This window comes from Luteolibacter sp. Populi (genome assembly GCF_040801775.1).
Lineage (GTDB): Bacteria > Verrucomicrobiota > Verrucomicrobiia > Verrucomicrobiales > Akkermansiaceae > Haloferula.
Genome location: NZ_CP161812.1, coordinates 5,106,893 through 5,129,178 on the forward strand (window position 1 = coordinate 5,106,893; position 22,286 = coordinate 5,129,178).

Genomic DNA, 22,286 nt, shown 5'->3' on the forward strand with positions numbered 1-22,286 from the left:
AAAGCCGGGAGGATCAGAACAGCATGCGGCAGGGAATGACAAGTGACCCGCCATCAGGGGGGGCATGCCGGGCGTTCTGCCGCATCTCAGACGGCCTCGGCAATGGGTGAATTGCCGGCCGCGAAGGCTGCGACCTCTTCGGCGAAGTCGACCACCGTTCCGCATTTTTCCGGCAGCACGGCAGGGGCGATCTTGAGCGCCTCATAGTCCACCTTGCCGGTGGACATCACCGGGATCTCCGCGACCACCTTTACCGAACACAGCTTGCCCGAGATCCGGTAGGTCTTTCGGATGAATTCGATGATCTCATCCTCAAGCCCGTGACCGGGGGTGACCACCTCCAGATTGGAGTCGGTCCCGAGCACCACGCACTTGCGCCCGACCTGCGCCGTGAGTTGGCGCTCCACATCGTCGAGATTGATCCGCAGGCCCATGATCTTCACGAAGCGCTTCTTGCGGCCGACGAGATAGCAGAAGCCGTTCTCGCCGATCCGCGCCATGTCGCCCGTGAACAGGCGGCCCTGCAATTCGTCGCCCTTCGCCAGGTCCGCGCGGTTCTCGGCGTAGCCGAGCATCACGTTCGGGCCGCTGTAAACCAGCTCGCCCTCCACCACTTCGAAGCTCCCGCCGGGGATCGGCACGCCGATCGAGCCGGCACCTTCCGCGCCGCGCTCATGCGGCACATAGGACATCCGGGCCGTGGCCTCGGTCTGGCCGTACATCGTGAAGTAGCGGATGCCCTTCTTGCGGGCCAGCTTCATGAAATGCTCCTGCAGCGTCACATCCAGATGCCCGCCCGCCTGGGTCATCGTCCGCAGCGAGGGCAGCTCGCGACCATCGAATCCCATCTCGTGGAGGATCTGGTAGACGTAGGGCACCCCGGCGATCGAGGTCGCCCCGTGGGTCCGTGCGAATTCCCAGAACTCCGGGGTCCGCAGGCGCTTACCGGTCTGTAGCAGCGTGGCTCCCGCGAAAAGGTGGCTATTCACCACCGACAGGCCGTAGGAATAGTAAATCGGCAGCGAGGTCACCGGACGTTCGCCCGCATCGATCCGCAAGTACTCGGCGATCGAGCGCGCATTCGCTTGGAGATTCGCGTAGGACAGCCGCACCACCTTCGGATTCCCGGTGGAGCCGGAAGTCGTCAGCATCAGCGCCAGGTCCGGATAGAGCGGCGCATGCGCCCCCATCTCCCGGGCCCGGAAAAGCCGGTGCTTGTCCATGCCGAAACCGGAATCCTCGTGTAGCTCGCGGTCGATTTCCTGGGGGGACCAGATGAAATCGGGCCGGTAGATCTCCACCAGCGGCTCCAGCAGCGTCTTGTCCATGTCGTGCGGTAGCAACAGCAACGCATGGCCCGCTTGCAAACAGGCCAGATAGCCTGCCAAGCAGCCGATCGAATGGTCGCTGAGAACGAAGACGAGGGACTTCGCCGGGGCATCCAGCGATCCTTTCACAAGATCCACCTGCCGCTGAAGCGCGGCATAGGACCAGTTGCGACCGTCTTCGGTTACGACTGCGGGGGCACTATGGTGGAGAAGACTCCAAAACGGAGCTTCTGGTCCTTCCAAGAGGGGGGTATTGGAATGCATTTTTCATCGGAATTATGGGGGGGACCGATGGATGCTCCAAGCCAAGTCCGGTGACCGGGCCCTTCGCAATTCAACTCCGTTAACGTTTGGGGGTGGGGTGGAGGCGACGGTCAGGGAATACCAACTTCCAACGGCTCTGGCAACCCCGGAAGTTGTAAAATTCCGGGCGGGCAGGCTCCGCTCACCCCGGAGACCGTCTGAAAAAGGGCTCTCCGTCAGATTCGCTGAAGCCCTCGTAAACAGGGATCAACCGCACGGCCGGATTGGGACCAGGATGGAATGAATAGATGGGACTTCATCCAGAAATGCAGATCCACGGCCTTTTTCTTCATCCCATCCATCCCATCCATCCTGGTCCCTATCTTCTTCATCTGCGTCCATCCCGTGAGTCGCGAGCCTCCTGTCCCTCGATTTCCAGTTCTTCGGATTTCCCGAGAAGCGAGATAGGAGGACGTATGCACAACCTCAGGAGATTTCATCTTGCCCTGAAGATATTAAACCAACATCCTCCCGGCGCCCTAACACCTATGTCCAAATCACCCTTTGCCATTCACGCCCTGACCAAAGCCATCGCCGCGTTCGGGTTCATCGGCCTCGCCTCTCCCGCCTCCGCTACCCTGCTTCTGGATTACACCGGTGGCACGGTCCTCGGCTCGGCGTCCGTCGGTCCTTCTGACAAAGACGACGGGTTCGCCACTAGCGGCGAGTCCTTCGACGCCCCTTTCTTCGGCGAGTCCCTCTCAGACCCGTTTCCGCGCATCAGCTTCAACGGCCACATCTACTTCGGCAGCGGCGATGGTTCCGGAGACTACGCTCCCACCGCGTTTGGCACATCCCCCATCATCCGCATCTCGCCGATGTGGACGGATCTGTCCCTCGGGGCCGCCAGCCAGGTGATCCAGAACACCGGCTCCGGCTCCAGCTACAATGCCGTCACCTGGGTGAACATGCAGGGAGGTCTGGGCAACGAAGGCTTCGTCGCCACCTTCCAGGCGATTTACTTCAATGCCGCTGCCACACTCAATGGCATCTCCTTCAACGCCGGGGACATCGCCTTCAGCTACGGCGATATCGAGAACTTCAACCTGCCCGCCGACATCATGATCGGCCTCGACAAGGGAACCGGCGGCTTCGCCACCCTGCCCGGCTACGAAACCACCGAAGGTTGGGCCTCCCATGCGGGCTATGGGGATCTCCCGGTCGGTGCGGACGAATACGTTCACTTCCGCCCGGACGGCGGCGGCTACGATGTCACCATCGAACCGATCCCCGAGCCCTCCGCCATCGCCGTCGCCCTCCTCGGCAGCCTCCTGCTGATCGCACGTCGCCGCAGGTAAGATCGATCTAACAGACCTTCATAAAAAGAGAACCGGAGCCACCAGCTCCGGTTTTTTTGGCTCCCCGTCAGGTTTGCTGAAGAATCGCGACACCTTACCCCGCGAGGGCGGCGCTTTCTAAATCCGTAAATCCGTTCAAATCCGTGGTGATTGCGGGTAGCTCCAAGGAGTCATGTAAGTTCAGGCAATTGGTATCCCATCTCCACTCCAACTCACCCCACCCAGAAACAATCCACGAAGAACCAAGCGATCATCACTGCCCCGATCGCCATCTTCACGCCCATCCCGGCCACCGTTCCGTCACGCGATCCGGCGCTTTTTAAGGAAGACTATTGCCGCCATCACCACGGCGGCCAAAGCGGTCCATAGCGGCCAACGGCCGGATGGGGACTTCTCGCCGGAACTCGCTGATGCTAGAGGAACCTCCGGAAAGGCTGTTCCCGCTTGAGCTGTGGAGGGGGGGGGGCAACCGGGTTCACCGGCCCCTTCAAATTGTATTCCTGCGGATCGCCCTTGAAGCGGAAGGTCCGGGTTCCTGCCTTCACTTGGGCAAACCAAAGCCTCCATTGCTCCCGGGCAGCCTCCCGGTCCCGCCTTTTCTTCAAAGAAATTTCCGGCACCCCTTCGATGCCAAGTTGGTTCAAGGCTCGGGTCGCACGCATGGAGTTGATGGTAGGCTTTCCCACATCGGTCCGCGGGACGTCTTTCCAAGGATCACGATCATCTTCGAGCAGTCCCCCTAGCAACCCGACACACTGGGGCGAGGGAATTTCCTGAAGAGTTGCAAAGAGCCAAGCGCGTTCTGCCAGCGCCCCTGGCGCGGTCGATTCACCGCGGAGGTGGGAAAATTCCGATTGAATCGCCTTCTCAAGCGCTTCAGCGAAAACATCTCCATGATTTGGGACCGACAGCATCACCCTGCGCAGTTCTTCCTGAACTACGAATCTCTCGTCCACAGGATAAGTACTTTCCAATTCTAGCTTACTCAGACCCTCACCAAGTTGGAGGATGCCTTCTTTGGTTGGATTGGAGGAAACTCTCCCTGCAACGGCCCTCCATTCCGCAAAGTCCCGACGAATCGCTGCCATTTCTTCCTGCGAAATTTCTGCGGACCTGAGAATACTCGAAAGGGCTACAATTAAAATGAGGAACAAAGAAAATTTCATTCGGGGTGATTCTAATTTGCTGGAATAAATCGGGACATGCGCTTGTCCGCTTCGTCCCACTCCGCTTTAACAAGAAGCTTGGAAGTCCCGTCTTTTTTCCTCTTTTCTCCGCTGCACATCAGACGGTGAACATGATCCGTCCCTGGCAAGGGAGCGATGCCTCGAGCCTGTTCCTTATCTTCATTGGGATGACCTAGGCCCAGCAGAACGTGACCAATCTCGTGGGATATCGTACCCAAAATCGACTCTTTCGTGAGTCCAGACGTTTGACCAGCAGTACCCCCGACGACCCAGCAGCGACGACCTTCAACATCGGTGGATCCGACCCAAGGAGGAAAAGTTGCCGGTGTATTATGGACGGGATTCCAAATCACGTCACGCCCTTGATTCACTCCACCCACCAAATAGATGTTAATGTGACTCGACGGGTCCGCCTGATTGGCCACGGCACCAGCTTCACCTTCAAATTCATCGGCCATGTTTAGCTCGCCATGACCAAAATCAGGGGGAAAAGAGTATCCGGAGGGCCCGCCGTAATCCGTCGGATCGGGAGACGATTCTTCAAATTGTATGGCCACCGGGGTTGCCACGTCGCAATTGAATTCAATGTTAATTTGGTCCTTGAAAATGTTGTTTAAATATCCATCCAAGTCGGCCTTCGTTGGCACATAAACCGGCTCCGCGGACTGCCCCCCGAACTGCCGCTTGATTGGCCAGACCTTCACCTTTACGGTTCTCTTCTTCATCACTTTAACGCCGACCGGAGAGGAGAGGGAGGTGCCTGTGCCATTCTTGATTTCGATGCTCACGTCCTGCGATGAGGCCCCCAGAGCCGCACTGATTTCCACATCCTGCTCGTTTGAAGACAAAACTCCGGTTGATAGAGACGCAGCGGAAAGATTCAGATGAAGCAAGCAATCCGGGTTGGCGTTCGTAACGAATTTGAAGGAATTGGTACCTCCGGCTGGAGCCATCACCCAGAGTTTGTTGGCGACTCCCTCCCCGGGGTCCGTGCTCCCGATCGAAATATTATCCACGCCTCTCGCTGGCTCGTTGTCCTCCAAGCAAATCGGAGTGCCGAACGCATAGTCATTGTGATTGGCGCTAACGAGGAGGACATTCCCGAAATCGCTCATATCAATGATCCCCCCATAATTCCAACCTGCCGGAATTCCGGGGGCGGCCGCCGTGACGGGCACGGTCTTTCCGTTATTCCAAATTCCCGTGGGCAAAAAGGTGGCACCGAATCCGGATCTCGAAAAATGAGCTAGCTTCCCGAACACTTTTGCCCCACCCGCCCAACCATTTCCGCGATACACCATCGGGAATCCGTCATCCATGCCCAAGCCAATCACGGAGTTGCCCGGTGTGACTATCAGTTTAGACGGTGGTGAGGGCAGGGTCACCTCCGTGTTGTTGATGATCGCTTGGTTCCCGTAGCCCCACATGAGACCGGAATTGATGGACGAGTGGGCCCAGGCTGGGACCGGGGAGTGGGTGAATCCGCTATCCGGAAGCCAAGGTAAAATCCAGCGTTCTAAGGTAAGGCTTCCGTCCTCGTTCCTTACATTGGCGATGATTCCTAGATCATCCCCTACAAAATGTCTCGGGTTCGGAATTCCCGGGAAAGCTCCCAAGGCAAAATCCTCCCCGCTGCCGACCGGCTGGGGTAGGCTGGCAGGATCCGACCACATGACGTGACAATTCAATGTCGGTAGGCCATCTCCATCGTGATCGTAAGTGCCGCTGCCGACGATTCTCCCCAGGAAAGATGAAACGCCGTCAATCCTACAGTACATCACGCTGGAGCTGTTCCGAATTTCAGTGTAGCTTCCGTTTCTCCAGATTCCGTAGGGAAACACGGCAAATCCTTGATCGGTAACTTGAAAGGGGGATTCCGACTCCCCCCATTCATCGATAGGCCGGGCAACCGGGAAAACCGCGAATCGCGGCTCAGGGGTTCTCTCCCAATCCACCAGCGAGGTTTTCAAATCGGCATCTTCAGCGTCGGCAATTCCATCTTCGTCGTTGTCGAGTTGATCGATGTTGCCGTCGCCGTTCGTATCGCTGTTGAAGGCGTTGGCCGCTGCTTGCGATCCATGTCCGGACTGGGATGCCATCTGAAACTCGGCCCAATCGGGACTACCATCGCCATCGGAATCAGCACTCCAGTCCGCATTGATCCGCCAAAAACGCCTTGAATTGGAAGCTGGAGCAGCGGGGTCAGGAACATTGCGAGCGTGCGAGGCGGATGTGGCCACCGCCAGATTCATGTCGTCAAGACGGTCGCTCAGAATCCCAAGAAAAGCCTCATCCGCCGATGCCAAAGCTGGATTCGACACGGGAGGTGCCACCGGATAGCCCGGGTGGCTCACGAAAATTAGATAGCCGTCGTATTTCTCGACAAATAAGGGAACCGACGACCACGCGGGATCCATTGCTCCGGGAAGCAATACGGTGATGGGCCGGTGGTCGCTCAAGGAAAGCCATGAAGCAACCGTGCCTCCGCCAGGACCGGAGGATGCTTGCAGACAGAGGGTAACATACGAAAAAGGAGCGTAAACGTAGGGTGGCGGGGGCCCTCCGCCGGGAGGAGGGGCTAGTTCGCGCAGAGGCACAACAAACTCGTGTCCCATGCCATAAAGTTCCCGCTCCATACTCCATGTCCTCAGATCTCCGGAGATCTCGACGCGATAGTTCACCCCGGGCGTGCTCTGAAAGACGAGGCATTGCTGAGCAGAGCCATCGGTAGCGGTCACCTTCTCAAGCCAATGCCGAGGTAGTAGCTCATCGCCGGAGCATGAGGTGGCCAAGAGAAGTCCGGAAAGGAAGGATATTAAGGCATTCATCGCGTGTCTTTACGAGAGGGCTCTCTTGTGACAAAGCGTAGCGGACAAAACGAGAAACGCAGACCACAAGAGTTCGAAAACGAGGCTGCATGAAATGTGCTCCCCGCTGTCGCAAGTCGAGTCAAAACACTGGAGCCGAGCTAACCGGTATCTTTGCTGCTCTCAATCCTCATGATAGATTAATGTAGATCGGCAGGTTTTGTTGGAGCGGGGCTGCTTCAAACTCACCCCACCCAGAAACAATCCACGAAGAACCAAGCGATCATCACGGCCCCGATCGCCATCTTCACGCCCATCCCGGCCACCGTTCCGACCACCGAGCCCACGCCCGAGACTGCCGCAGGCCTCATCTCCTGCTTCGCGAATCCCTTCTCGAAAAGGAAGGCACCGATCAAGGGCCCGGCAAGCAGCCCGACCGGGAAAAAGAACATCCCGACGATCCCGCCGGCGAAGGCCCCCCACGCGCCCCACTTCGTCCCGCCGAAGCGCTTCGTGCCCGCAGCCCCGGCGGCGAATTCGATCGCCTGCGAGAGGGTCATCAGCACCGTCAGGATCACGAAAGTCCACCACTCCATCCCGGAGCCCTCCCGGCCCAGCATCAAGCGGTGCGCGATCGCCGCGAAAACGATGATCAGGTGCCCCGGCAGGATCGGGATGATGCAGCCGACCAGCCCGGCAATCAGCAGACAGCCGGTGACCACCCAGGCGAGGGTGACGCCCACGGGATGCCAGCCGCCCCAATGCGTGATCGCCTGCCAAACCGTGTTCCACATCGCGGCGGGAGAGTAGCGGGATTCCCCCGCAGGTCTAGGGATTCCCGGTGCCGCTCCAAACTGGGAGGCGGATTCCATCCGCACATTCGCGGAAATCACTAATCAATAATCTTCTAATCATAAATCGAAGTGCCGCTGTGCGGGAAGAGGGGATGGAGGCGCTGCCGCGCCAGCGTTTTCATGCAACTGCCTACTTTTCCATGGCGCGGCAGCGCCTCCCTGCTTCCAAGCCGCGCAGCGCAGTCTGATTTATGATTAGAAGATTAGTGATTAGTGATTTTGAATTCCTTCCCGTTTTGAACGCACCCCGGACTTGCTAAACCCGTTTTCACACCCCGGTATGGACCCCGTCCATGCGGGGTCCGGACAAGTCTTGTCAGAAATGATCACTTTTCCACCCCGGCGTAAACCCGTTCTGCACCTCAGACGTAACCAAGCACTCATGCGCTCGTATTTCGCACCGCTCGTCCTCGCCGCCGCCGCCATTCCCGCCCATTCCGCGGAGTGGTACCAGGAAATGCAAATCGGCCCGGCCTGGAGCAATTCCTTCGCTGGCACCTTCGACGGTAAGGAGCAAATCGCCGCCGTGAAAGGCGTCCTCGTCGATCTCGGCGATGGCACCCGCGCCCTCTTCGATACGGAGACCCTGCGCATCGTCAGCGTTTACAAGGGCGGCGTCCTCTGGGGCGGCACCCCTTGGACCGGTTCCCACGGGGCGTTGGTGAAGATCGCCAACGACAAGGATCTGATCTTCAACTCCGTCCCCGGGCCCGGCTGGGCGGATGAAACCGGCTCCTTTGCGGACAAGCGCACCCAGATGCCCTTCACGGTTTACACCGCCGACCGCAAGGCCAGCCAGGTGACCGCCGCCTGCGGCAACATCCCGCACGCCAAATACAAGGGCCTCTTCCGCTCCGGCACCCGCATCGTCTTCGAATACACCGTGAACGGCACCCGCGTGCTGGAGCACCTCGAGTCCGGCCCGGACGGCCTCACCCGCTTCTTCGAGATCGGCCAGCACGACAAGCCGCTGGCCCTGCTGGTGGCAGATGACAGCGCTTTCACGGTCGAAGGCGCCGCCGCCAAATCCGCCAACAACCTTTCCGTCGCGTCCGCAGGGGCCATCACCGGCTTGAAGGCAGAAGGCAACCGCCTCACGGCCACGCTTGCTCCCTCCACCGGTCCCACCACCGCCACCCTCAGCTACAACCGCGGCGGCGTGGCCAAGACCGTGACCCAGCTCTCCCTCGTCGGCCTGACCAAGGGCGGCGACCCGCTCTGGAAGGACACCATCACCACCAAGGGCACCCTCAGCACCGATACCAAGTCCCCTTGGGTCACCGACAGCCTCGGCCTGCCGGAAGAGAACCCCTGGAAGTCGAACATCCGCTTCTGCGGCTTCGACTTCATCGATGAGGATTCCGCCGCCATCTCCACCTGGAACGGCGACATCTGGATCGTGAAGGGCCTTAAGGGCGATCTCTCCAAGCTGGAGTGGCGTCGCTTCGCCGCCGGCCTCTTCGAGCCGCTCGGCGTCAAGGTGGTGGACGGCACCATCTACGTCCACGGCCGCGACCAGCTCACCAAGCTCCACGACCTCAACAACGACGGCAACGCCGACTACTTCGAGTGCTTCTTCAATGGCGTCGCGGTCTCGCCGAACTTCCACGAGTTCGCCTTCGACCTCCAGACCGATACCGACGGCAACTTCTACTTCTCGAAGGCCGCCCCGGTCCGCCCCGGCGGCCGCGGCTTCGATACCATCTTCCCGAACCACGGCACCGTGATGCGCGTCTCCAAGGACGCCTCCAGCTTCGAGGTCATCGCCACCGGCCTGCGCGCCCCCGGCGGCGTCGGCGTCGGCCCGAACGGTGAAATCACCACCGGTGAAAACGAAGGCACCTGGCAGCCCTGCTGCAAGATCAACTACATCACCGCCGCCCAGCGCCCGGCCTTCTTCGGCACCGAGCCGAGCCGCCAGACGCTCAAGGACGCCCCCTACACCGAGCCGCTCTGCTACCTGCCGATGGATGTGGACAACTCCGGCGGCTCCCAGGTCTGGGTTCCGAAGGACGCCAAGTTCGGCCTCAAGCCCGGCGAGCTGATCCACCTTTCCTACGGCACCTCCTCGCTCTTCCGCGTCCTGAACGCCAGCGTCGATGGCACCCTGCAGGGCGGGGTGGTCAAGCTGCCGGTGAATATCGCTTCCTCCGCGATGCGCGCCCGCTTCCACCAGGACAGCTCGCTCTACGTCGCCGGCTTCCGCGGCTGGCAGACGAATGCCGCGAACGAGACCGCCTTCCAGCGCATCCGCTATACCGGCGCTCCCGTCACCGTCCCGGACAAGCTGGAGATCACCGCCACCGGCGTCCGCCTGCGCTTCGAGGAAGCCCTCGACAAGGAACTCGCCGCCGATCCGCAGAGCTACACCGCTTCCCGCTGGGATTACGTCCGCGGCCCCCAATACGGTTCCGGCGAATTCTCCGTCGATAAGCCGGACGAGGAAGCCAGGAAGGTCGCGCTCGGCAAGGAATCCAAGGAGCAGCACACCCGCGACACCGTGGAAGTCACCGCCGCCCGCCTCCTGCCCGATGGCAAGACCGTGGAGCTCGACCTGGCAGGCCACAAGCCTTCCATGCAGCTCAAGGTCTCCTGGGATCTCGAAAGCGCCGATGGCGTCGTCCTGAAGGGCGACCTGCACGCCACCGTCCGCAAGATGGGCAAGTAAAGTTCCCGCTCTCCCCTGCAAGGGCAGCGCCTTTGCAGGGGAGGTTTTTTAACCGCGAATGGACGCGAATGGAAACAGCCTTTTGGCCTGCAAGTTCGACGCTTGATTCCGCTTGTCCACAGTTCGCCCCATTCCCTTTCTGAAATTCGCGTCCATTCGCGTCCATTCGCGGTTTCCAAAATCCATGGGCGCGCCAAATTACGTACTCGCATGAGAACGCTCCTCCTTGCCCGCCTCGCGCTGCCGCTGTCGCTCCTGACCGCGGCGGCCCGTGCCGAACTGACCGCCACCTTCGAGGGTGGCGGCGCAAAAGACACCCGCTCCGACCGTCTGCCAGCCCTGCTGGTCAATGCCGGTGAATCCGCCACGCCCTTCCTCCCCGCCGGGGAGTTCGGCGTGACCTGGACCGGCAAGATGGTCCTCACCGAACGGCTGCGTCTGGAGTTCTCCTTCGAGGGCGAGGGCAAGGCCACCCTGACCGTCGATGGCAAGGAACTGCACAAGGAGGAGGGCAAGTTCGGCGCGACCGCTTCCGCCAGCACTCGCCTCAACAAGGGCGAGCACGAGGTCAGCATCACCTACCGCTCGAAGCCGGACGGCACCGGACAATTCCGCCTCTTCTGGAAGGAAGCCTCCTTCCCGCGTCAGAGCGTCCCGCCGACCGCCTTCGCCGGCGCTCCCGCCGCCGATCCGGTCCGCCAGGGCCGCCTGCTCTTCGCGGAGAACCACTGCTCGAAGTGCCACTTCGACATGGAGGGCAAGACCGCCCTCAACCCGCTCTTCCAGGAAACCGGCCCGATCCTCTTCGAATCCGGCGACCGCTTGAACGAGGAGTGGCTGGCCCGCTGGGTCGCCGATCCATCCTCGCTGCGCCCGGACACCCGGATGCCCGCGCTGGTCGATGCCTCCACCCCGGAAGGCAAGCAGCAGGCCGCGGACATCGCCGCCTATTTGGTGGCCCTCAAGACCAATCCCGCCCCCGCCGCGCCGGACAAGGCACTGGCCCAGAAGGGTGGCGAGCACTTCCACCGCCTCGGCTGCGCCGCGTGCCACACCGGCCCGCAGGCGGTTCCCGCGGAGGATGCTCTGAAGGGTCGCGTGCCGCTCCACAATGTCGCCGCCAAGTTCAAGCCGGGCGCCCTCGCCGGTTTCCTCAAGCAGCCGGAGCGCCTCTTCGGCCACATCGGCATGCCGAACTTCGCGCTGAACGATGACGAGGCGAACTCCCTCGCCGCCTACCTGCTCGAGCAATCCGGCAAGGTCGAGCAGAAGCCCTCCGGCTTTCCGAAGGGCGACGCCGCCAAGGGCACTGCCCTCATCGCTGCCCTGAATTGCGGTGCCTGCCACGCCGGTTTGCCGCTCAACCCGCTGGCCGCGCCCAATCTGGCCGACACCTTCAAGAAGGACTGGTCCGCCAATGGCTGCGTCTCCGGCAAGCACGGCGGCAAGGTCCCGAAGCTCGCGCTCAGCGATGACGAACGCGCCTCCCTCATCGCCTTCGCCAAGCACGAGAAGAGCAGCGAATCGCTCGGCCGCCACGTCCCCGCGGAATACACCACCGCCAAGATCCAGGCCCTGCGCTGCACCAGTTGCCACGGCATCGATGGCAAGCCGTCCCTGCTCGACTCCGTCCACCTCGATTCCAAGGAACTGGTCGCCCACGTCCACGGCGAGAACGACAAGCTCGACCAATCCCGCCCGCACCTGACCTACATCGGGGAAATGCTGCACTCATCGTACATCGAGTCGATGATCGCCGGCACCGCGAAGCCCAAGCCCCGCACCTGGCTGGACATGCGGATGCCCGGCTTCCCGACCTATGCCGCCGGCCTGTCAAACGGTTTCGCCGCCATCCACGGCGTCGTCCCCGGCAAGGCCGAACCCGCCAATCCCGACAAGGCCCTCGCCGAAATCGGCAAGAAGCTGGCTGGCGCGGAAGGCTTCGGCTGCACCACCTGCCACGGCGTCGGCCCCGTCAAACCGACCGCCGCCTTCGAGGTCGAAGGGATCAACTTCGCCCTCTCCCACGAGCGCCTGCGCCAGGAGTGGTTCACCCGCTGGATCGACAACCCCGTCTCAATCACCCCCTCTACCAAGATGCCCCGCTACGCCGAAGACGGCAAATCCCAGCGCCCCGAACTGGATGGCGACGCGCTGAAGCAGTTCGACGCCCTCTGGCAATACCTCCAGAAGCCCGAGTAGCGGGCCTCTCGCAGTCGCGTAGCGACCGTGGACAGCGGCAGCCCGCTGCCGCTGTAGGCAGGCAGCCTGCTGCCGTGAAGCACCGCGAACTGCCCGCATTACCCACCTAGACGTCTTTCCGACAATCCCGACGCCCCCAACAACGGACGCCCCCCTGGGACCGCGAAGCCACCCGGCCCGCAGAACGGTCCCTCGCTGCCGTGGACACGCAAAGGTAGGCAGCCAAGCAACGGCGCTCTCCACTCCCACCACGCGATGTATAACGCTGCCGCGGCTGCTTCTGCGGGGCAGCGCCTCCGCGCTCCCAGGCGCTGACGCGTCAGACTGGCGCGATACGGGCAACGGGCAGAGCAGGCTACCACCTCGCTGAAGGCGGGCTCGTAGGCCACGCATGGACAACACCTCCGGAATCACCGGCCACGTTCCCCGAGGGGCAAGTGACATTTCTGCCCCTGTTCACGGCTCCTATCCCGGCATCGGTGCAGCCAACGCTTTCCGCCCGCCCTCATGGCACCGCCTCTCATTTCTCAGCCCCATTCATCAGCAGAAATACGCAGACCCCCTTATTTGGAACACCCGCTGCTCTCACCGCGGAAACAGCAGTTACATGATCAAAACGATTCTCATGGGCCTCGGCGCAGCCGGCCTCGTATCAGGCAGTTACTTCGGCTCGACCCAACTCGGCCTGCGCACGGAAACTTGGCGGGAGGTCGTCGTGGAAGTTTCGGAAACCCCGAGCTTCGATAGCCTCGGCCAGAATCTCTTCACTCCCGACGGCACCCGGCTCATCCTCACCTCGATCCGCCCTGCCGGTGAGGTTTACGGCGGCAAGCACCGGATCCGCGCCAATGTGAAAGTCACCGAGCGCCTGGCGCTGGATGTCTTTCGCTCCCGCATGGTCCGCACCTATTCCATGGACCGGGTCGCCGTTGAGCGCACCGTCCGCGAGGCCGCCGGCCTCGCGACTGGCAAATTCCAGCCCTCGGAAGCCACCTGGCAAGAGTTGCCATAAGGCCGCGTCCCGTCTGACGCGCCAGCGCCCGGGACCGCGGAGGCTCTGCCCCGCAGAATGGTCCCTCGCTGCCGTGGACACGCAAAGGTAAGCAGCCAAGCAACGGCGCTCTCCACTCCCACGCCGCGATGTGTAGCGCTGCCACGGTTGCTTCTGCGGGGCAGTGCCTCCGCGGTCCCAGGCGCTGACGCGTTAGACCGGCTATCAAGCCGCACCTGCCCCGCCTTCCCTCACGCCCGGATCGCGAAGTTCTCCGCCGGGTCCACATCCCACACCAGGTGCTTCAGCGAGAACTTCAGCAAGCGCCTGCCGTAGCGGCTGCGCGTCGCCACTCCTGAGAGCAGCCGCGTGATCTGCGTCGTCAGATGCCGCTCCATGATCCGGGGAAATGCCGATTCCCCATACTTCTGGGAAAGCTGCTCCCCCGCGGAATGCAGGGCGAACATCCGGCCATCGTAGAAATACTCAATCAGTTCCGACCAGGCTTCGTGCCAGTCGATCAGTTCCGCGAAAACCTTGTCGAACGCCCTCGCCAGCCGCTCCGGCTGATCAAGAATGGCCGCCCCTTTGGAAAACGCGTGCTGGTCGATCAGATCCGCCGAGTGCATCGCCATGAACAGGCCCGGCGAGAGCATCGGGTCCACGAACCCGAAAGCATCGCCCGCCGCCACCCAGCCCGGACCGTGGCCGCGCTCGGAGATCAGCTGGTAGTTCGTGTAAGTCATCACCGGGCTCACCCGGCGGCGGCCCTTTCCGGCAGGGCCGAGGAATTTCTCCGAGTCGATGATCGATTCCAGCCGCTCCTCGGCGGTCTCGCCATGTTCCTTGGCCGCGGACTTGTCCACCACCACGCCGACCGATAGCCGGCCCGGCAGCGGGATCCGCCAGCTCCAGCCGCGGCTCAGGGTGGTGATCACCGCCTGGCCCTCGCGCTTCGCCTCGACGTCGAAGTCCTCGAAGTGCGCGAAATACGCCACATCGTTGCGCTTGCCGCGCTGCGCCCCGAGGCCGATCACCTTGGCGAAAACCCGCGCCCGGCCGGTGGAGTCCACCAGCAACTTCGGGTGCCGGCCTTGGAGTTCCGGTACGGTGGCAAGGCTGGCCTCCGCGAGCTGGATTTCCCGCCCATCGGTGCCGGGTTCGAGCTGCGCGCGGCTCTTCACGAAGGTCACGCCCAGCTCCTCGGCACGGGCTCGCAGCAGGTTGTCGTACTGCGGCCGGGGGACATTGTAGGCGTAGTTCGGCACGCCCTTGACCGGCGTGGGCGGGAAGAAGAAATCGAGCCGGCTGCCATCCCGCGCGATGAAGCCCACGCCCGGCTTGTGTTGGGAAAAGGCCTTGGCGCGGTCCTCGATCCCCAGCCGCCGCATCAGGCTCACCACCCGCGGCAGCAGCGACTCGCCGACCAGCAATTCGGGGCGCTTGTCATCGTCGAAAACCAAGCACCTGATCCCGCGCAGGGCAAGCAGGGCCGCCAAGGTGCAGCCCGCCGGGCCGCTGCCCACGATCGCAACGTCGATCATTCTGTTCACACGCCGTTTCGTAGCTGCGAAAGGTCAGGGATGCAAAGGCAAAGCCCTCTTTCCGCTTCCCGCACCGCGCTTTCCGGGCTTTCCTCGCCGTCATGCGCAACGCCCCTTTGGGGATCTTCGATTCAGGTGTCGGCGGACTGACGGTGGTCCGCGCCGTCCAGCAGCTCCTGCCTGCGGAAGACATTGTCTATCTGGGGGATACCGCCCGCGTCCCCTACGGCTCCAAGAGCCCGGAAACGATCCGCCAATTCTCCCACGAGGACGTCCGCTTCCTCCTCGACCGCGGCGTGAAGACCGTGGTGGTGGCCTGCAATACCGCGACTGCCCACGCCCTGCCCTCGCTCCAGGAGCGCTACCAGATTCCGATCATCGGTGTGATCGAGCCCGGCGTGGAAGCGGTCCTCGCCGACCCGCAGGCCCAGCGCGTCGGGATCATCGCCACCCGCGGCACGGTGCGCTCGCACGCCTACCAGCACGCCCTCGCCCTGCGTCGCACCGGCCTGATCCTCCACGCCACCGCTGCGCCCCTGCTGGTGCCCTTGGTGGAAGAAGACTGGCTCGACCACCCCTCCACCCTCGCCGCGCTGCACACCTACCTCGACCCGATGCTCGACCGCGGGATCGATACCCTGCTGCTGGCCTGCACCCACTACCCGCTGCTGGTCCCGGTCCTCGAAAAGTTCCTGCCCGCCGGCGTCCGCCTCGTCGACTCCGCCACCACCTGCGCGGAGCACGTGAAGAGCGAGCTCACCCAGCTCGAGCTCCTCGCCGACGAAAACTCCGGCAAGCTGGAGATCCACCTCACCGACCTTTCCGATCAGTTCGAAGACCTCGCCCGCCGCTTCCTCGCGAAGTCACCAGGCCGGATCATGCGGGTGAGCCTTTAAGCATCTCCTCCACAATGGCCTACGATCTGCACATCGAACGTAAGGAAGATTCGACACCGATCTCATACCGCGAATGGTGCGAAGCGGTGGAAGCTACCCTTGGTCTCCGCCTCAGCCAGGAAGAGGCGACGCTGGCTAATCCAGTCACAGGTGAGGGAATCAGGATAGCCGGTCGTGCGGGGGATGCGGAAGTATTCTTTCCCGGAGAAAGCATCTGGAGTCCGGTGTTTCGATGGGGTGAAAACTCCGCTGCTTTTTCCGCAAAGTGGGTCAACAACGACCCTTCGCATCCCGTCTGGGCCGGCGCGTCCGCCTTGGCGACCCTGCTACAGGCCGACATCCGAGGCGACGAAGGCGAGACCTACAATCTGGTAACGGGAGAATTGACGAGTTGACGAGTTGACGGGTCTTATAAGGCTTTCTGATAAGACGCCGAAACTCAGAACTCCCCGGAACCTTCGCTTCGCGCTCCCTCGCGAAGTCCCCGGGCCGGATCATGTGGGTGGGCTTGTAAGCCCCCGTCCGATCCGTCCGACCGCCATAGGGGAGGGAGACGGATCGGACAGGAACCCGAGCGGCCTACCTAAGGGGCGGCGGGATAATCGAAGAGGTGGTGGCACCCTGACGCGTGCTATCCAGGATCTTCGAAAGCCCCGCAACCGCCCCACCGATATCACTGAGATTCGCGGGCAGGATCAGCGTGTTGGCCTCCTTCGCGAGATTCCCGAACTGGATGATGTACTGCTCGGCGATGCGCAGGTTCACCGCGTCCTTGCCGCCGGGTTGCTCGATGGCATTGGCAATGCGCAGGAATCCTTCAGCGGTGGCGATGGCGAGGAGTTCGATCTCGCGGGCCTTGCCTTCGGCTTCGTTGATCTGGCTCAGCTTCTTGGCCTCGGACTGCTTGATGACTTCCTGCTTCTGGCCTTCCGCGACGTTGATCTGGGCCTCGCGCTGGCCTTCGGAAAGGGCGATCGTGGCACGGCGTTCGCGCTCGGCGCGCATCTGCTTTTCCAGCGCGTCCTGCACGGATTGCGGCGGCTTGATGTTGGCGATCTCGTAGCGGGTGATCTTCAGTCCCCATGGCTCCGAAGCCTTGTCGAGCGCCTCGATCACCTGGGCGTTGATCGTGTCGCGCTCCTCGAAGGTCTTGTCGAGCTCCAGCTTGCCGATCTCCGAGCGGAGCGTCGTCTGCGCGAGCTGGGAAGCGGCGTAGTAGTAGTTGTCGATCCCGTAGGAGGCCAGCTTCGCATCCAACACCTGCATGTAGAGCAGGCCGTCGATCTCGATGGCGATGTTGTCTTTGGTGATGCAGAACTGCGGCGGCACATCCATCGCGATTTCCTTCAGCGAATGCTTGTAGGCGATGCGGTCGATAAAGGGGATCGTGATGTGGAAGCCGGCTTCGAGCGTCTTGTGATACTTGCCGAGCCGCTCCACGACGAAAGCCTGCCGCTGCGGCACGATCCGCGCGGTCATGAGCAGGGCCACGATCAGGATCGCGACCAGGACGATGATGAGGATGGTGCCGAAGGCGTTACCGCCTTGGGCCAGCAGGGAATAAGCGAGCAGGGACTTCATGGTGGAGTAGGAAAATCAATGGCGGGGCCGGACATGGAAGGTTAGCCCCTCGCGGCGTTCGATGATGACGGTGGCACCGGCAGGCACGGCGACTTCGCTGCGGGCATTCCAGTTGGATCCCTTGATCTCGACCTTGCCATCGCCACCGTGGCCGGGCAGGGAGGTGATCACGCGCGCCTCGCGGCCGGTGAAGTCGTCATCGTGGCCGTTCGGATTGGTCGAAAGGCCCACGAACCACTTCTTCACGAAGCGCCGCAAGCCGAACAGCAGCGCGGCGGAGCTGATCGCGAACACGGCCACCTGTCCTCCCAGATCCGGAGTCCAGCCGAACCAAGTGGTGATCGCCGTGATGATCGCGCCGATGCCGAAGAACACGATGACGATCCCGGGGACCACGAACTCGACCATGATCAGGACAAGTCCGACAATGAGCCAGAGGGTTTGTGGGTCGAGTGACATGATTGAGGGTTTTCGATCTGGAATCTAACACGGAGCCGGGAGCCCGCGAATTACAAAGTGGGGGGAAAGGTGGAAGGGGATGAAAACTCCCGAAATTCGTGCTGACCTTGTTCTCTGTCTGCATTAGGATTCAGCCGTGAGCGATCCGTTCCGGGAGCCATTGCGAAAAAAGGTAGGAGGCAGCTTGAGCCGCCTGCCTCCTCTGGAGCGTCTCGCCATGCTGCGTCGAAACGCCCTAATGCTCCGCGGCGGCAAGTGGAGACCACCCGCCAATGATGGAACCCTCGTTCGAAAAGTTGTTGGTGCTGCTCGTTGAGGCGGGTGTGCGATTTGTTGTAGTCGGCGGGATTGCCGTGACCTTGCAGGGCTATGTCCGCTTGACGGAGGACATCGACCTCCTGCTCGACGGCGAGCCTTCGAATATACGGCGATTTCTTGATCTAATGGCTGGCTATGGCGAGGGCTTTGCCCGTGAACTCTCACCGGATGATTTCGGCGATGAAGAAGGGGCTATCCGGATCGTGGAAGAGACCGAACAGTGCCAGGTGGACATATTTACCCGAATGTCCGGCCGACGATACGAAGATGTAATCGTCGATGTGGACACGTTCGAAGTTCGTGGGAAGTTCGTGGCAATTGCTTCGAAGCTCTCCCTTATCGGTTGGAAGGAAAAATCGGTGCGCGAGAAGGACCGCCTTGATGCCATGGCCTTGCGCCGGTTGATCGATGATCCACGGGCATTTGATTGACCCGGGGCGACCGAGCTTGGCGGGTTCGGATTCTTCCACCACCCTCCGCGCGTGACCACTTGGGAAAGCGCCTGTTCTGCCATTGAAGCCTGCCTCCGGCATGGCGTCCGCGAATTCGTCGTCTGCGCCGGGGCGCGGAATGCTGCCCTGGTGGAGGTATTGGCGCGGGCGGAAGCCGCCGGCCAGGCGCGGCTGTGGCGGCACTTCGAGGAGCGCAGCGCCGGCTTCTTCGCGCTGGGCCGCACGATGGCGACCGGTGAGCCCTGCGCGGTGGTCACGACCAGTGGCACGGCGGTGGCCGAACTTCTGCCCGCGGTGGTGGAGTCCTTCTACCAAGGCCGTCCGCTGCTGGCGCTGACGGCGGACCGCCCGGAGCGCTTCCGCGGGACCGGTGCCCCGCAGGCGATCACCCAGCCCGGAATCTTCGGCGAGCATGCCGGGTCCGGCGAGATTTCGGAGTGGAAGCAGCGCGGCCCCTGGCATTGGAATGTGGAGCTGGAGGAGGAATTCCTGCCGGGCGAGTGGACCCCACCGGCGGAAAGTGAAGAGATCACGATCCCGCCGCCGAATTTCTCGGTCGCGGCGCTCGCGCTCTGGCTGCGGGACGATCTCTATCGCGGGCTGGTGGTGATGATCGGCGACCTCGAGCCGGAGGACCATGAGGAAGTCTTCCACTTTTGCATCGCCCTGGGCGCACCCGTCGCGGTCGAAGCGACCAGCGGTCTGCGCGAGGCCTTGGGCGAACTCTGCCTGCCGGATCCCGACCGGATGCTGCGCGAGCGCCCGCCGGGGAAATTGCTGCGGATCGGCGGCGTGCCGAGCGGCCGCTTCTGGCGGGACCTGGAGGATCTGCCGGAGACCGAGGTTTACAACATCACGCGCACCGGCTTCCCCGGATTGGCGCGGAGCTGCGAGATCATCGTCTCGCCGGTGGCGCGGGCGATCAAGGGCCTCGGTGCCGTGGAGAAGGCCGGCGATGCCTTCGACTACTTCCGTCGGACTTCGCGCTGCGCCGGGGAGATCGAGGATGCCTTGGAAGCGCACCCCGATAGTGAGCCCGGCTTGCTGCGGGTGCTCTCCGCCTACGCTTCCACCGGGTCATCCCTCTACCTCGGCAATAGCCTGCCGATCCGCGAATGGAATCTCTTCGCCCAGCGCAGCAAGCCGGTCACGGATGTCCGCGCCAACCGCGGTGCCAATGGCATCGACGGCCAGCTCTCGACCTGGCTTGGCTGGACCGCGGATGTCGAGGATTCGTGGTGCATCGTCGGTGATCTCACCGCGCTTTACGACCTGGCTGCGCCCGCCTGGCTCGGCCAGATCGAGCGCAAGGGCCGCATGCTGGTGGTGATCAACAACGGTGGCGGCCAGATCTTCTCCCGCCTGCCCCGCCTCGACGCGATGCACGAGCGCGCGAAGGAACTCATGCTGAACCCCCACGAACTCCGCCTCGATGGCTGGGCCGGGATGTGGGGCATGAACTACCTCCGGATCGAGGGCGAAGACGGTTTCGACGCGCTGGAGCCGGGGGAGGTGCCGATGGTGGTCGAGCTGATCCCGGATGCGGAAGAGACGGCGGCTTTTTGGAAGGCTTGGGATGCGCGGGGTTGAGTTCCTGACAGCACAGGCTTCAGTTCGCTCCATGGGTCCGGGGCGGAAAGTCGCGCAGCGACCGTGGAGTGCGTGCAGCCCGCTGCCGCTGTGGGCAGGTAGCCTGCTGCCGTGAAGGACGGAAAATCTCGGTATTCCGCTCCGTGCGCGGCTCGCCATACCCCGTGCTTCGCCCTTGCAGCGCCCCTCGCAGCAGGCTGCATCGGGACAGCGGCAGCAGGCTGCGCGCAGTCCACGGCGGCTGCGCCGCGGCTGACCGTATCCCACGCTCCGTGCGCGGCTCGCCATACCCCGTGCTTCGCCTTTGCAGCGCCCCTTGCAGCAGGCTGCATCGGGACAGCGGCAGCAGGCTGCGCGCAGTCCACGGCGGCTGCGCCGCGGAAGGCGATTTTCCATAGAGATTGGACGCTCAGAGCCATTCGTGGCGTTCTGCCTGAAGCCTGCTAGTTTCCCGCGGCTTCGCCCTTATTCCATGCCCCAATTCTCGAATCCCTGGCCGCACGCCCAACATTCCATCCGTGACCTCTTCCGCTGGAGATTCGGAAATCCGCCGGTGGATAAAATCTTCACGACGGTGGATGATCCCGCCCCGGTCATGCCTTTCTCACCGCAAGCGCCACCGGCGGAAGGCTGGCGGGTCACTTGGCTGGGGCATGCTTCCTTCCTCGTGCAGGGCCTCGGCAGGAACCTGCTGATCGACCCGGTTTTCTCCGACTACTGCGCGCCCTTCCGCATGGAGCGGTTCCGGCGCGTGAGCCCGCCCGCCTGCCGCTTGGAAGAGCTGCCGGCGATCGATGCGGTGCTGCTGACGCATTCGCACTACGATCACTTGGACCTGTCGACGCTGCTGACCCTGGGCAAGGAGATGCCGCTGGTGATTGCGGAGGGCCATGCGGCGTGGCTGGGCAGGAAGGGCTTCCGGAATGTGAAAGAGCTGACGTGGTTCGGGCAGATGGAGCTCTTCCCCGGGATCCAACTCAGCGCCACCCCCGCCCAGCACTTCACGGCGCGCACGCCCTTCGACCGCAACCGCGGGCACTGGTGCGGGTGGTTGTTAGAGGGCGCGGGCGTGAAGCTGTGGCACGCCGGGGACAGCGGCTATTGCCCGGCCTTCCGCGAGATCGGCGAGCGCTTCGGGCCGATCGATTTCGGGATGATCCCGATCGGCGCCTACTCGCCGCGCTGGTTCATGCAGCCGATCCACATGAACCCGGAGGAGTCGCTGCAGGCCTTCATCGAATCGCGCTGCCGCAGGGCGGTGGCGATGCATTGGGGGACCTTCCGCCTGACGGACGAGCCGATGGGCGAGCCGCCGTATCGCTTGAAGGCGGCGCTGGAGAAGGAGGGGATTCCCGGCGAGCGATTCATCGCCGGGGCAGTCGGCCAGAGCTGGGAAATTCAGCGGCCCTGATAGGGCAGATTGTCCGGCGCGGGCGGATCGGGCGGCGGCGGCGGGAGGAAGTCGTTCGAGGGCGTCTGGCTTGGCGCTTGCTCCGGCAGCGCGGGCTCCACCGGCGGCAGCACCGGCAGTTGGCCGGGGTTCGCGGCAGCGTCCTTGGCTTCCTTTTCTTTTGCCTCCTTGGCCTCTTTCGCTTCCTTCTCCTTGGCGGCCGCGGCCTTTTCCTCCGGGGTCTTCTTGAAGGGGTCGGTCGAGGCCTTGTAGGCCTTCTTGCTCACCATCGCCGTGCCATCGACGACGGCTCCGGCGACTTGAAAGGGTGCCTTGATCAGGCCGCAGGACGGCAGCAGCACAAACAGGGCGGTGCCGGTCAGGCGGAGGCGGATGGAAGTGGACATGGCGGGACGCT

17 protein-coding genes are annotated in these 22,286 nt (G+C 62.6%); 9 read left to right on the plus strand and 8 right to left on the minus strand.

Translation table 11 applies throughout. The features are described from left to right. Nucleotides 1-86 precede the first annotated feature (86 nt). The gene (locus tag ABWK72_RS20675; protein WP_367871475.1) at nt 87-1,592 is read right to left on the minus strand and encodes an AMP-binding protein; all 1,506 of its coding nucleotides are present in this window, start codon (nt 1,590-1,592) and stop codon (nt 87-89) included. A gap of 527 nt (nt 1,593-2,119) precedes the next feature. Between ABWK72_RS20675 and ABWK72_RS20680 the strand changes: the two genes are divergently transcribed. Then, the gene (locus ABWK72_RS20680; RefSeq protein WP_367871476.1) at nt 2,120-2,929 is read left to right on the plus strand and encodes a hypothetical protein; all 810 of its coding nucleotides are present in this window, start codon (nt 2,120-2,122) and stop codon (nt 2,927-2,929) included. Between the two features lie 413 nt (nt 2,930-3,342). On the opposite strand, the gene ABWK72_RS20685 is transcribed toward ABWK72_RS20680, so the two are convergent. The 3 genes from ABWK72_RS20685 to ABWK72_RS20695 all read right to left on the minus strand — a co-directional run bounded on the left by ABWK72_RS20685 (nt 3,343) and on the right by ABWK72_RS20695 (nt 7,795). Further along, nucleotides 3,343-4,095, minus strand: a complete 753-nt coding sequence (locus tag ABWK72_RS20685; RefSeq protein ID WP_367871477.1) for a hypothetical protein — start codon at nt 4,093-4,095, stop codon at nt 3,343-3,345. A gap of 11 nt (nt 4,096-4,106) precedes the next feature. Beyond that, the gene (locus tag ABWK72_RS20690; RefSeq protein WP_367871478.1) at nt 4,107-6,575 is read right to left on the minus strand and encodes a hypothetical protein; all 2,469 of its coding nucleotides are present in this window, start codon (nt 6,573-6,575) and stop codon (nt 4,107-4,109) included. A gap of 593 nt (nt 6,576-7,168) precedes the next feature. Beyond that, entirely contained in the window at nt 7,169-7,795 is a 627-nt protein-coding gene (locus ABWK72_RS20695; RefSeq protein ID WP_367871479.1) for a DUF456 domain-containing protein, read from the minus strand. A 364-nt stretch (nt 7,796-8,159) separates the two neighbouring features. On the opposite strand from ABWK72_RS20695, the gene ABWK72_RS20700 reads away from it, so the two are divergent. From ABWK72_RS20700 to ABWK72_RS20710, 3 genes are all read left to right on the plus strand, one after another. Continuing rightward, a complete protein-coding gene (locus ABWK72_RS20700) occupies nt 8,160-10,445 on the plus strand; it encodes a DUF6797 domain-containing protein (RefSeq protein WP_367871480.1) in 2,286 nt (761 codons plus the stop codon). A 210-nt stretch (nt 10,446-10,655) separates the two neighbouring features. Continuing rightward, on the plus strand, nt 10,656-12,647 hold the full coding sequence (locus tag ABWK72_RS20705; protein WP_367871481.1) for a c-type cytochrome: 1,992 nt from the start codon (nt 10,656-10,658) through the stop codon (nt 12,645-12,647). A 607-nt stretch (nt 12,648-13,254) separates the two neighbouring features. After that, nucleotides 13,255-13,659 carry a hypothetical protein gene (locus ABWK72_RS20710; RefSeq protein ID WP_367871482.1) on the plus strand — a complete coding sequence of 135 codons (405 nt, stop codon included), beginning with the start codon at nt 13,255-13,257 and terminating at the stop codon, nt 13,657-13,659. A 230-nt stretch (nt 13,660-13,889) separates the two neighbouring features. Here the strand turns inward: ABWK72_RS20710 and ABWK72_RS20715 are convergent, their stop codons facing one another. Then, nucleotides 13,890-15,182 (minus strand): NAD(P)/FAD-dependent oxidoreductase, encoded by a 1,293-nt coding sequence (locus tag ABWK72_RS20715; RefSeq protein ID WP_367871483.1) that lies wholly within the window; start codon nt 15,180-15,182, stop codon nt 13,890-13,892. A 101-nt stretch (nt 15,183-15,283) separates the two neighbouring features. Here ABWK72_RS20715 and murI point away from each other — a divergent pair, with 101 nt between their 5' ends. Continuing rightward, entirely contained in the window at nt 15,284-16,078 is a 795-nt protein-coding gene (gene murI / locus ABWK72_RS20720; RefSeq protein WP_367871484.1) for a glutamate racemase, read from the plus strand. 14 nt (nt 16,079-16,092) lie between these two features. Next, complete coding sequence (locus ABWK72_RS20725) at nt 16,093-16,473, plus strand: hypothetical protein (protein ID WP_367871485.1); 381 nt, start codon at nt 16,093-16,095, stop codon at nt 16,471-16,473. A gap of 184 nt (nt 16,474-16,657) precedes the next feature. On the opposite strand, the gene ABWK72_RS20730 is transcribed toward ABWK72_RS20725, so the two are convergent. Both ABWK72_RS20730 and ABWK72_RS20735 read right to left on the minus strand, forming a co-directional pair. Continuing rightward, nucleotides 16,658-17,659, minus strand: a complete 1,002-nt coding sequence (locus ABWK72_RS20730; RefSeq protein WP_367871486.1) for an SPFH domain-containing protein — start codon at nt 17,657-17,659, stop codon at nt 16,658-16,660. Nucleotides 17,660-17,674: 15 nt separating this feature from the next. Beyond that, entirely contained in the window at nt 17,675-18,118 is a 444-nt protein-coding gene (locus tag ABWK72_RS20735; protein WP_367871487.1) for an NfeD family protein, read from the minus strand. 272 nt (nt 18,119-18,390) lie between these two features. Here ABWK72_RS20735 and ABWK72_RS20740 point away from each other — a divergent pair, with 272 nt between their 5' ends. The 3 genes from ABWK72_RS20740 to ABWK72_RS20750 all read left to right on the plus strand — a co-directional run bounded on the left by ABWK72_RS20740 (nt 18,391) and on the right by ABWK72_RS20750 (nt 21,889). Then, nucleotides 18,391-18,867: a nucleotidyltransferase gene (locus ABWK72_RS20740; protein ID WP_367871488.1), complete on the plus strand. Its 477-nt coding sequence runs from the start codon at nt 18,391-18,393 to the stop codon at nt 18,865-18,867. Between the two features lie 51 nt (nt 18,868-18,918). Further along, nucleotides 18,919-20,478: a thiamine pyrophosphate-binding protein gene (locus ABWK72_RS20745; protein WP_367871489.1), complete on the plus strand. Its 1,560-nt coding sequence runs from the start codon at nt 18,919-18,921 to the stop codon at nt 20,476-20,478. Nucleotides 20,479-21,031: 553 nt separating this feature from the next. Then, nucleotides 21,032-21,889, plus strand: a complete 858-nt coding sequence (locus tag ABWK72_RS20750) for an MBL fold metallo-hydrolase (protein WP_367871490.1) — start codon at nt 21,032-21,034, stop codon at nt 21,887-21,889. Here the strand turns inward: ABWK72_RS20750 and ABWK72_RS20755 are convergent. Next, entirely contained in the window at nt 21,877-22,275 is a 399-nt protein-coding gene (locus tag ABWK72_RS20755) for a hypothetical protein (RefSeq protein ID WP_367871491.1), read from the minus strand. The genes ABWK72_RS20750 and ABWK72_RS20755 overlap by 13 nt on opposite strands. Nucleotides 22,276-22,286: the final 11 nt, after the last annotated feature.

Excerpts from the sequence above, each read along its gene's own strand:
- ABWK72_RS20700 (WP_367871480.1), top strand. The coding sequence starts at position 8,160 with ATGCGCTCGTATTTCGCACCGCTCGTCCTCGCCGCCGCCGCCATTCCC.
- ABWK72_RS20685 (WP_367871477.1), bottom strand. The coding sequence starts at position 4,095 with ATGAAATTTTCTTTGTTCCTCATTTTAATTGTAGCCCTTTCGAGTATT.
- ABWK72_RS20710 (WP_367871482.1), top strand. The coding sequence starts at position 13,255 with ATGATCAAAACGATTCTCATGGGCCTCGGCGCAGCCGGCCTCGTATCA.
- ABWK72_RS20725 (WP_367871485.1), top strand. The coding sequence starts at position 16,093 with ATGGCCTACGATCTGCACATCGAACGTAAGGAAGATTCGACACCGATC.
- murI (WP_367871484.1), top strand. The coding sequence starts at position 15,284 with ATGCGCAACGCCCCTTTGGGGATCTTCGATTCAGGTGTCGGCGGACTG.
- ABWK72_RS20695 (WP_367871479.1), bottom strand. The coding sequence starts at position 7,795 with ATGGAATCCGCCTCCCAGTTTGGAGCGGCACCGGGAATCCCTAGACCT.
- ABWK72_RS20730 (WP_367871486.1), bottom strand. The coding sequence starts at position 17,659 with ATGAAGTCCCTGCTCGCTTATTCCCTGCTGGCCCAAGGCGGTAACGCC.
- ABWK72_RS20735 (WP_367871487.1), bottom strand. The coding sequence starts at position 18,118 with ATGTCACTCGACCCACAAACCCTCTGGCTCATTGTCGGACTTGTCCTG.
- ABWK72_RS20755 (WP_367871491.1), bottom strand. The coding sequence starts at position 22,275 with ATGTCCACTTCCATCCGCCTCCGCCTGACCGGCACCGCCCTGTTTGTG.
- ABWK72_RS20680 (WP_367871476.1), top strand. The coding sequence starts at position 2,120 with ATGTCCAAATCACCCTTTGCCATTCACGCCCTGACCAAAGCCATCGCC.
- ABWK72_RS20705 (WP_367871481.1), top strand. The coding sequence starts at position 10,656 with ATGAGAACGCTCCTCCTTGCCCGCCTCGCGCTGCCGCTGTCGCTCCTG.
- ABWK72_RS20715 (WP_367871483.1), bottom strand. The coding sequence starts at position 15,182 with ATGATCGACGTTGCGATCGTGGGCAGCGGCCCGGCGGGCTGCACCTTG.
- ABWK72_RS20740 (WP_367871488.1), top strand. The coding sequence starts at position 18,391 with ATGATGGAACCCTCGTTCGAAAAGTTGTTGGTGCTGCTCGTTGAGGCG.
- ABWK72_RS20675 (WP_367871475.1), bottom strand. The coding sequence starts at position 1,592 with ATGCATTCCAATACCCCCCTCTTGGAAGGACCAGAAGCTCCGTTTTGG.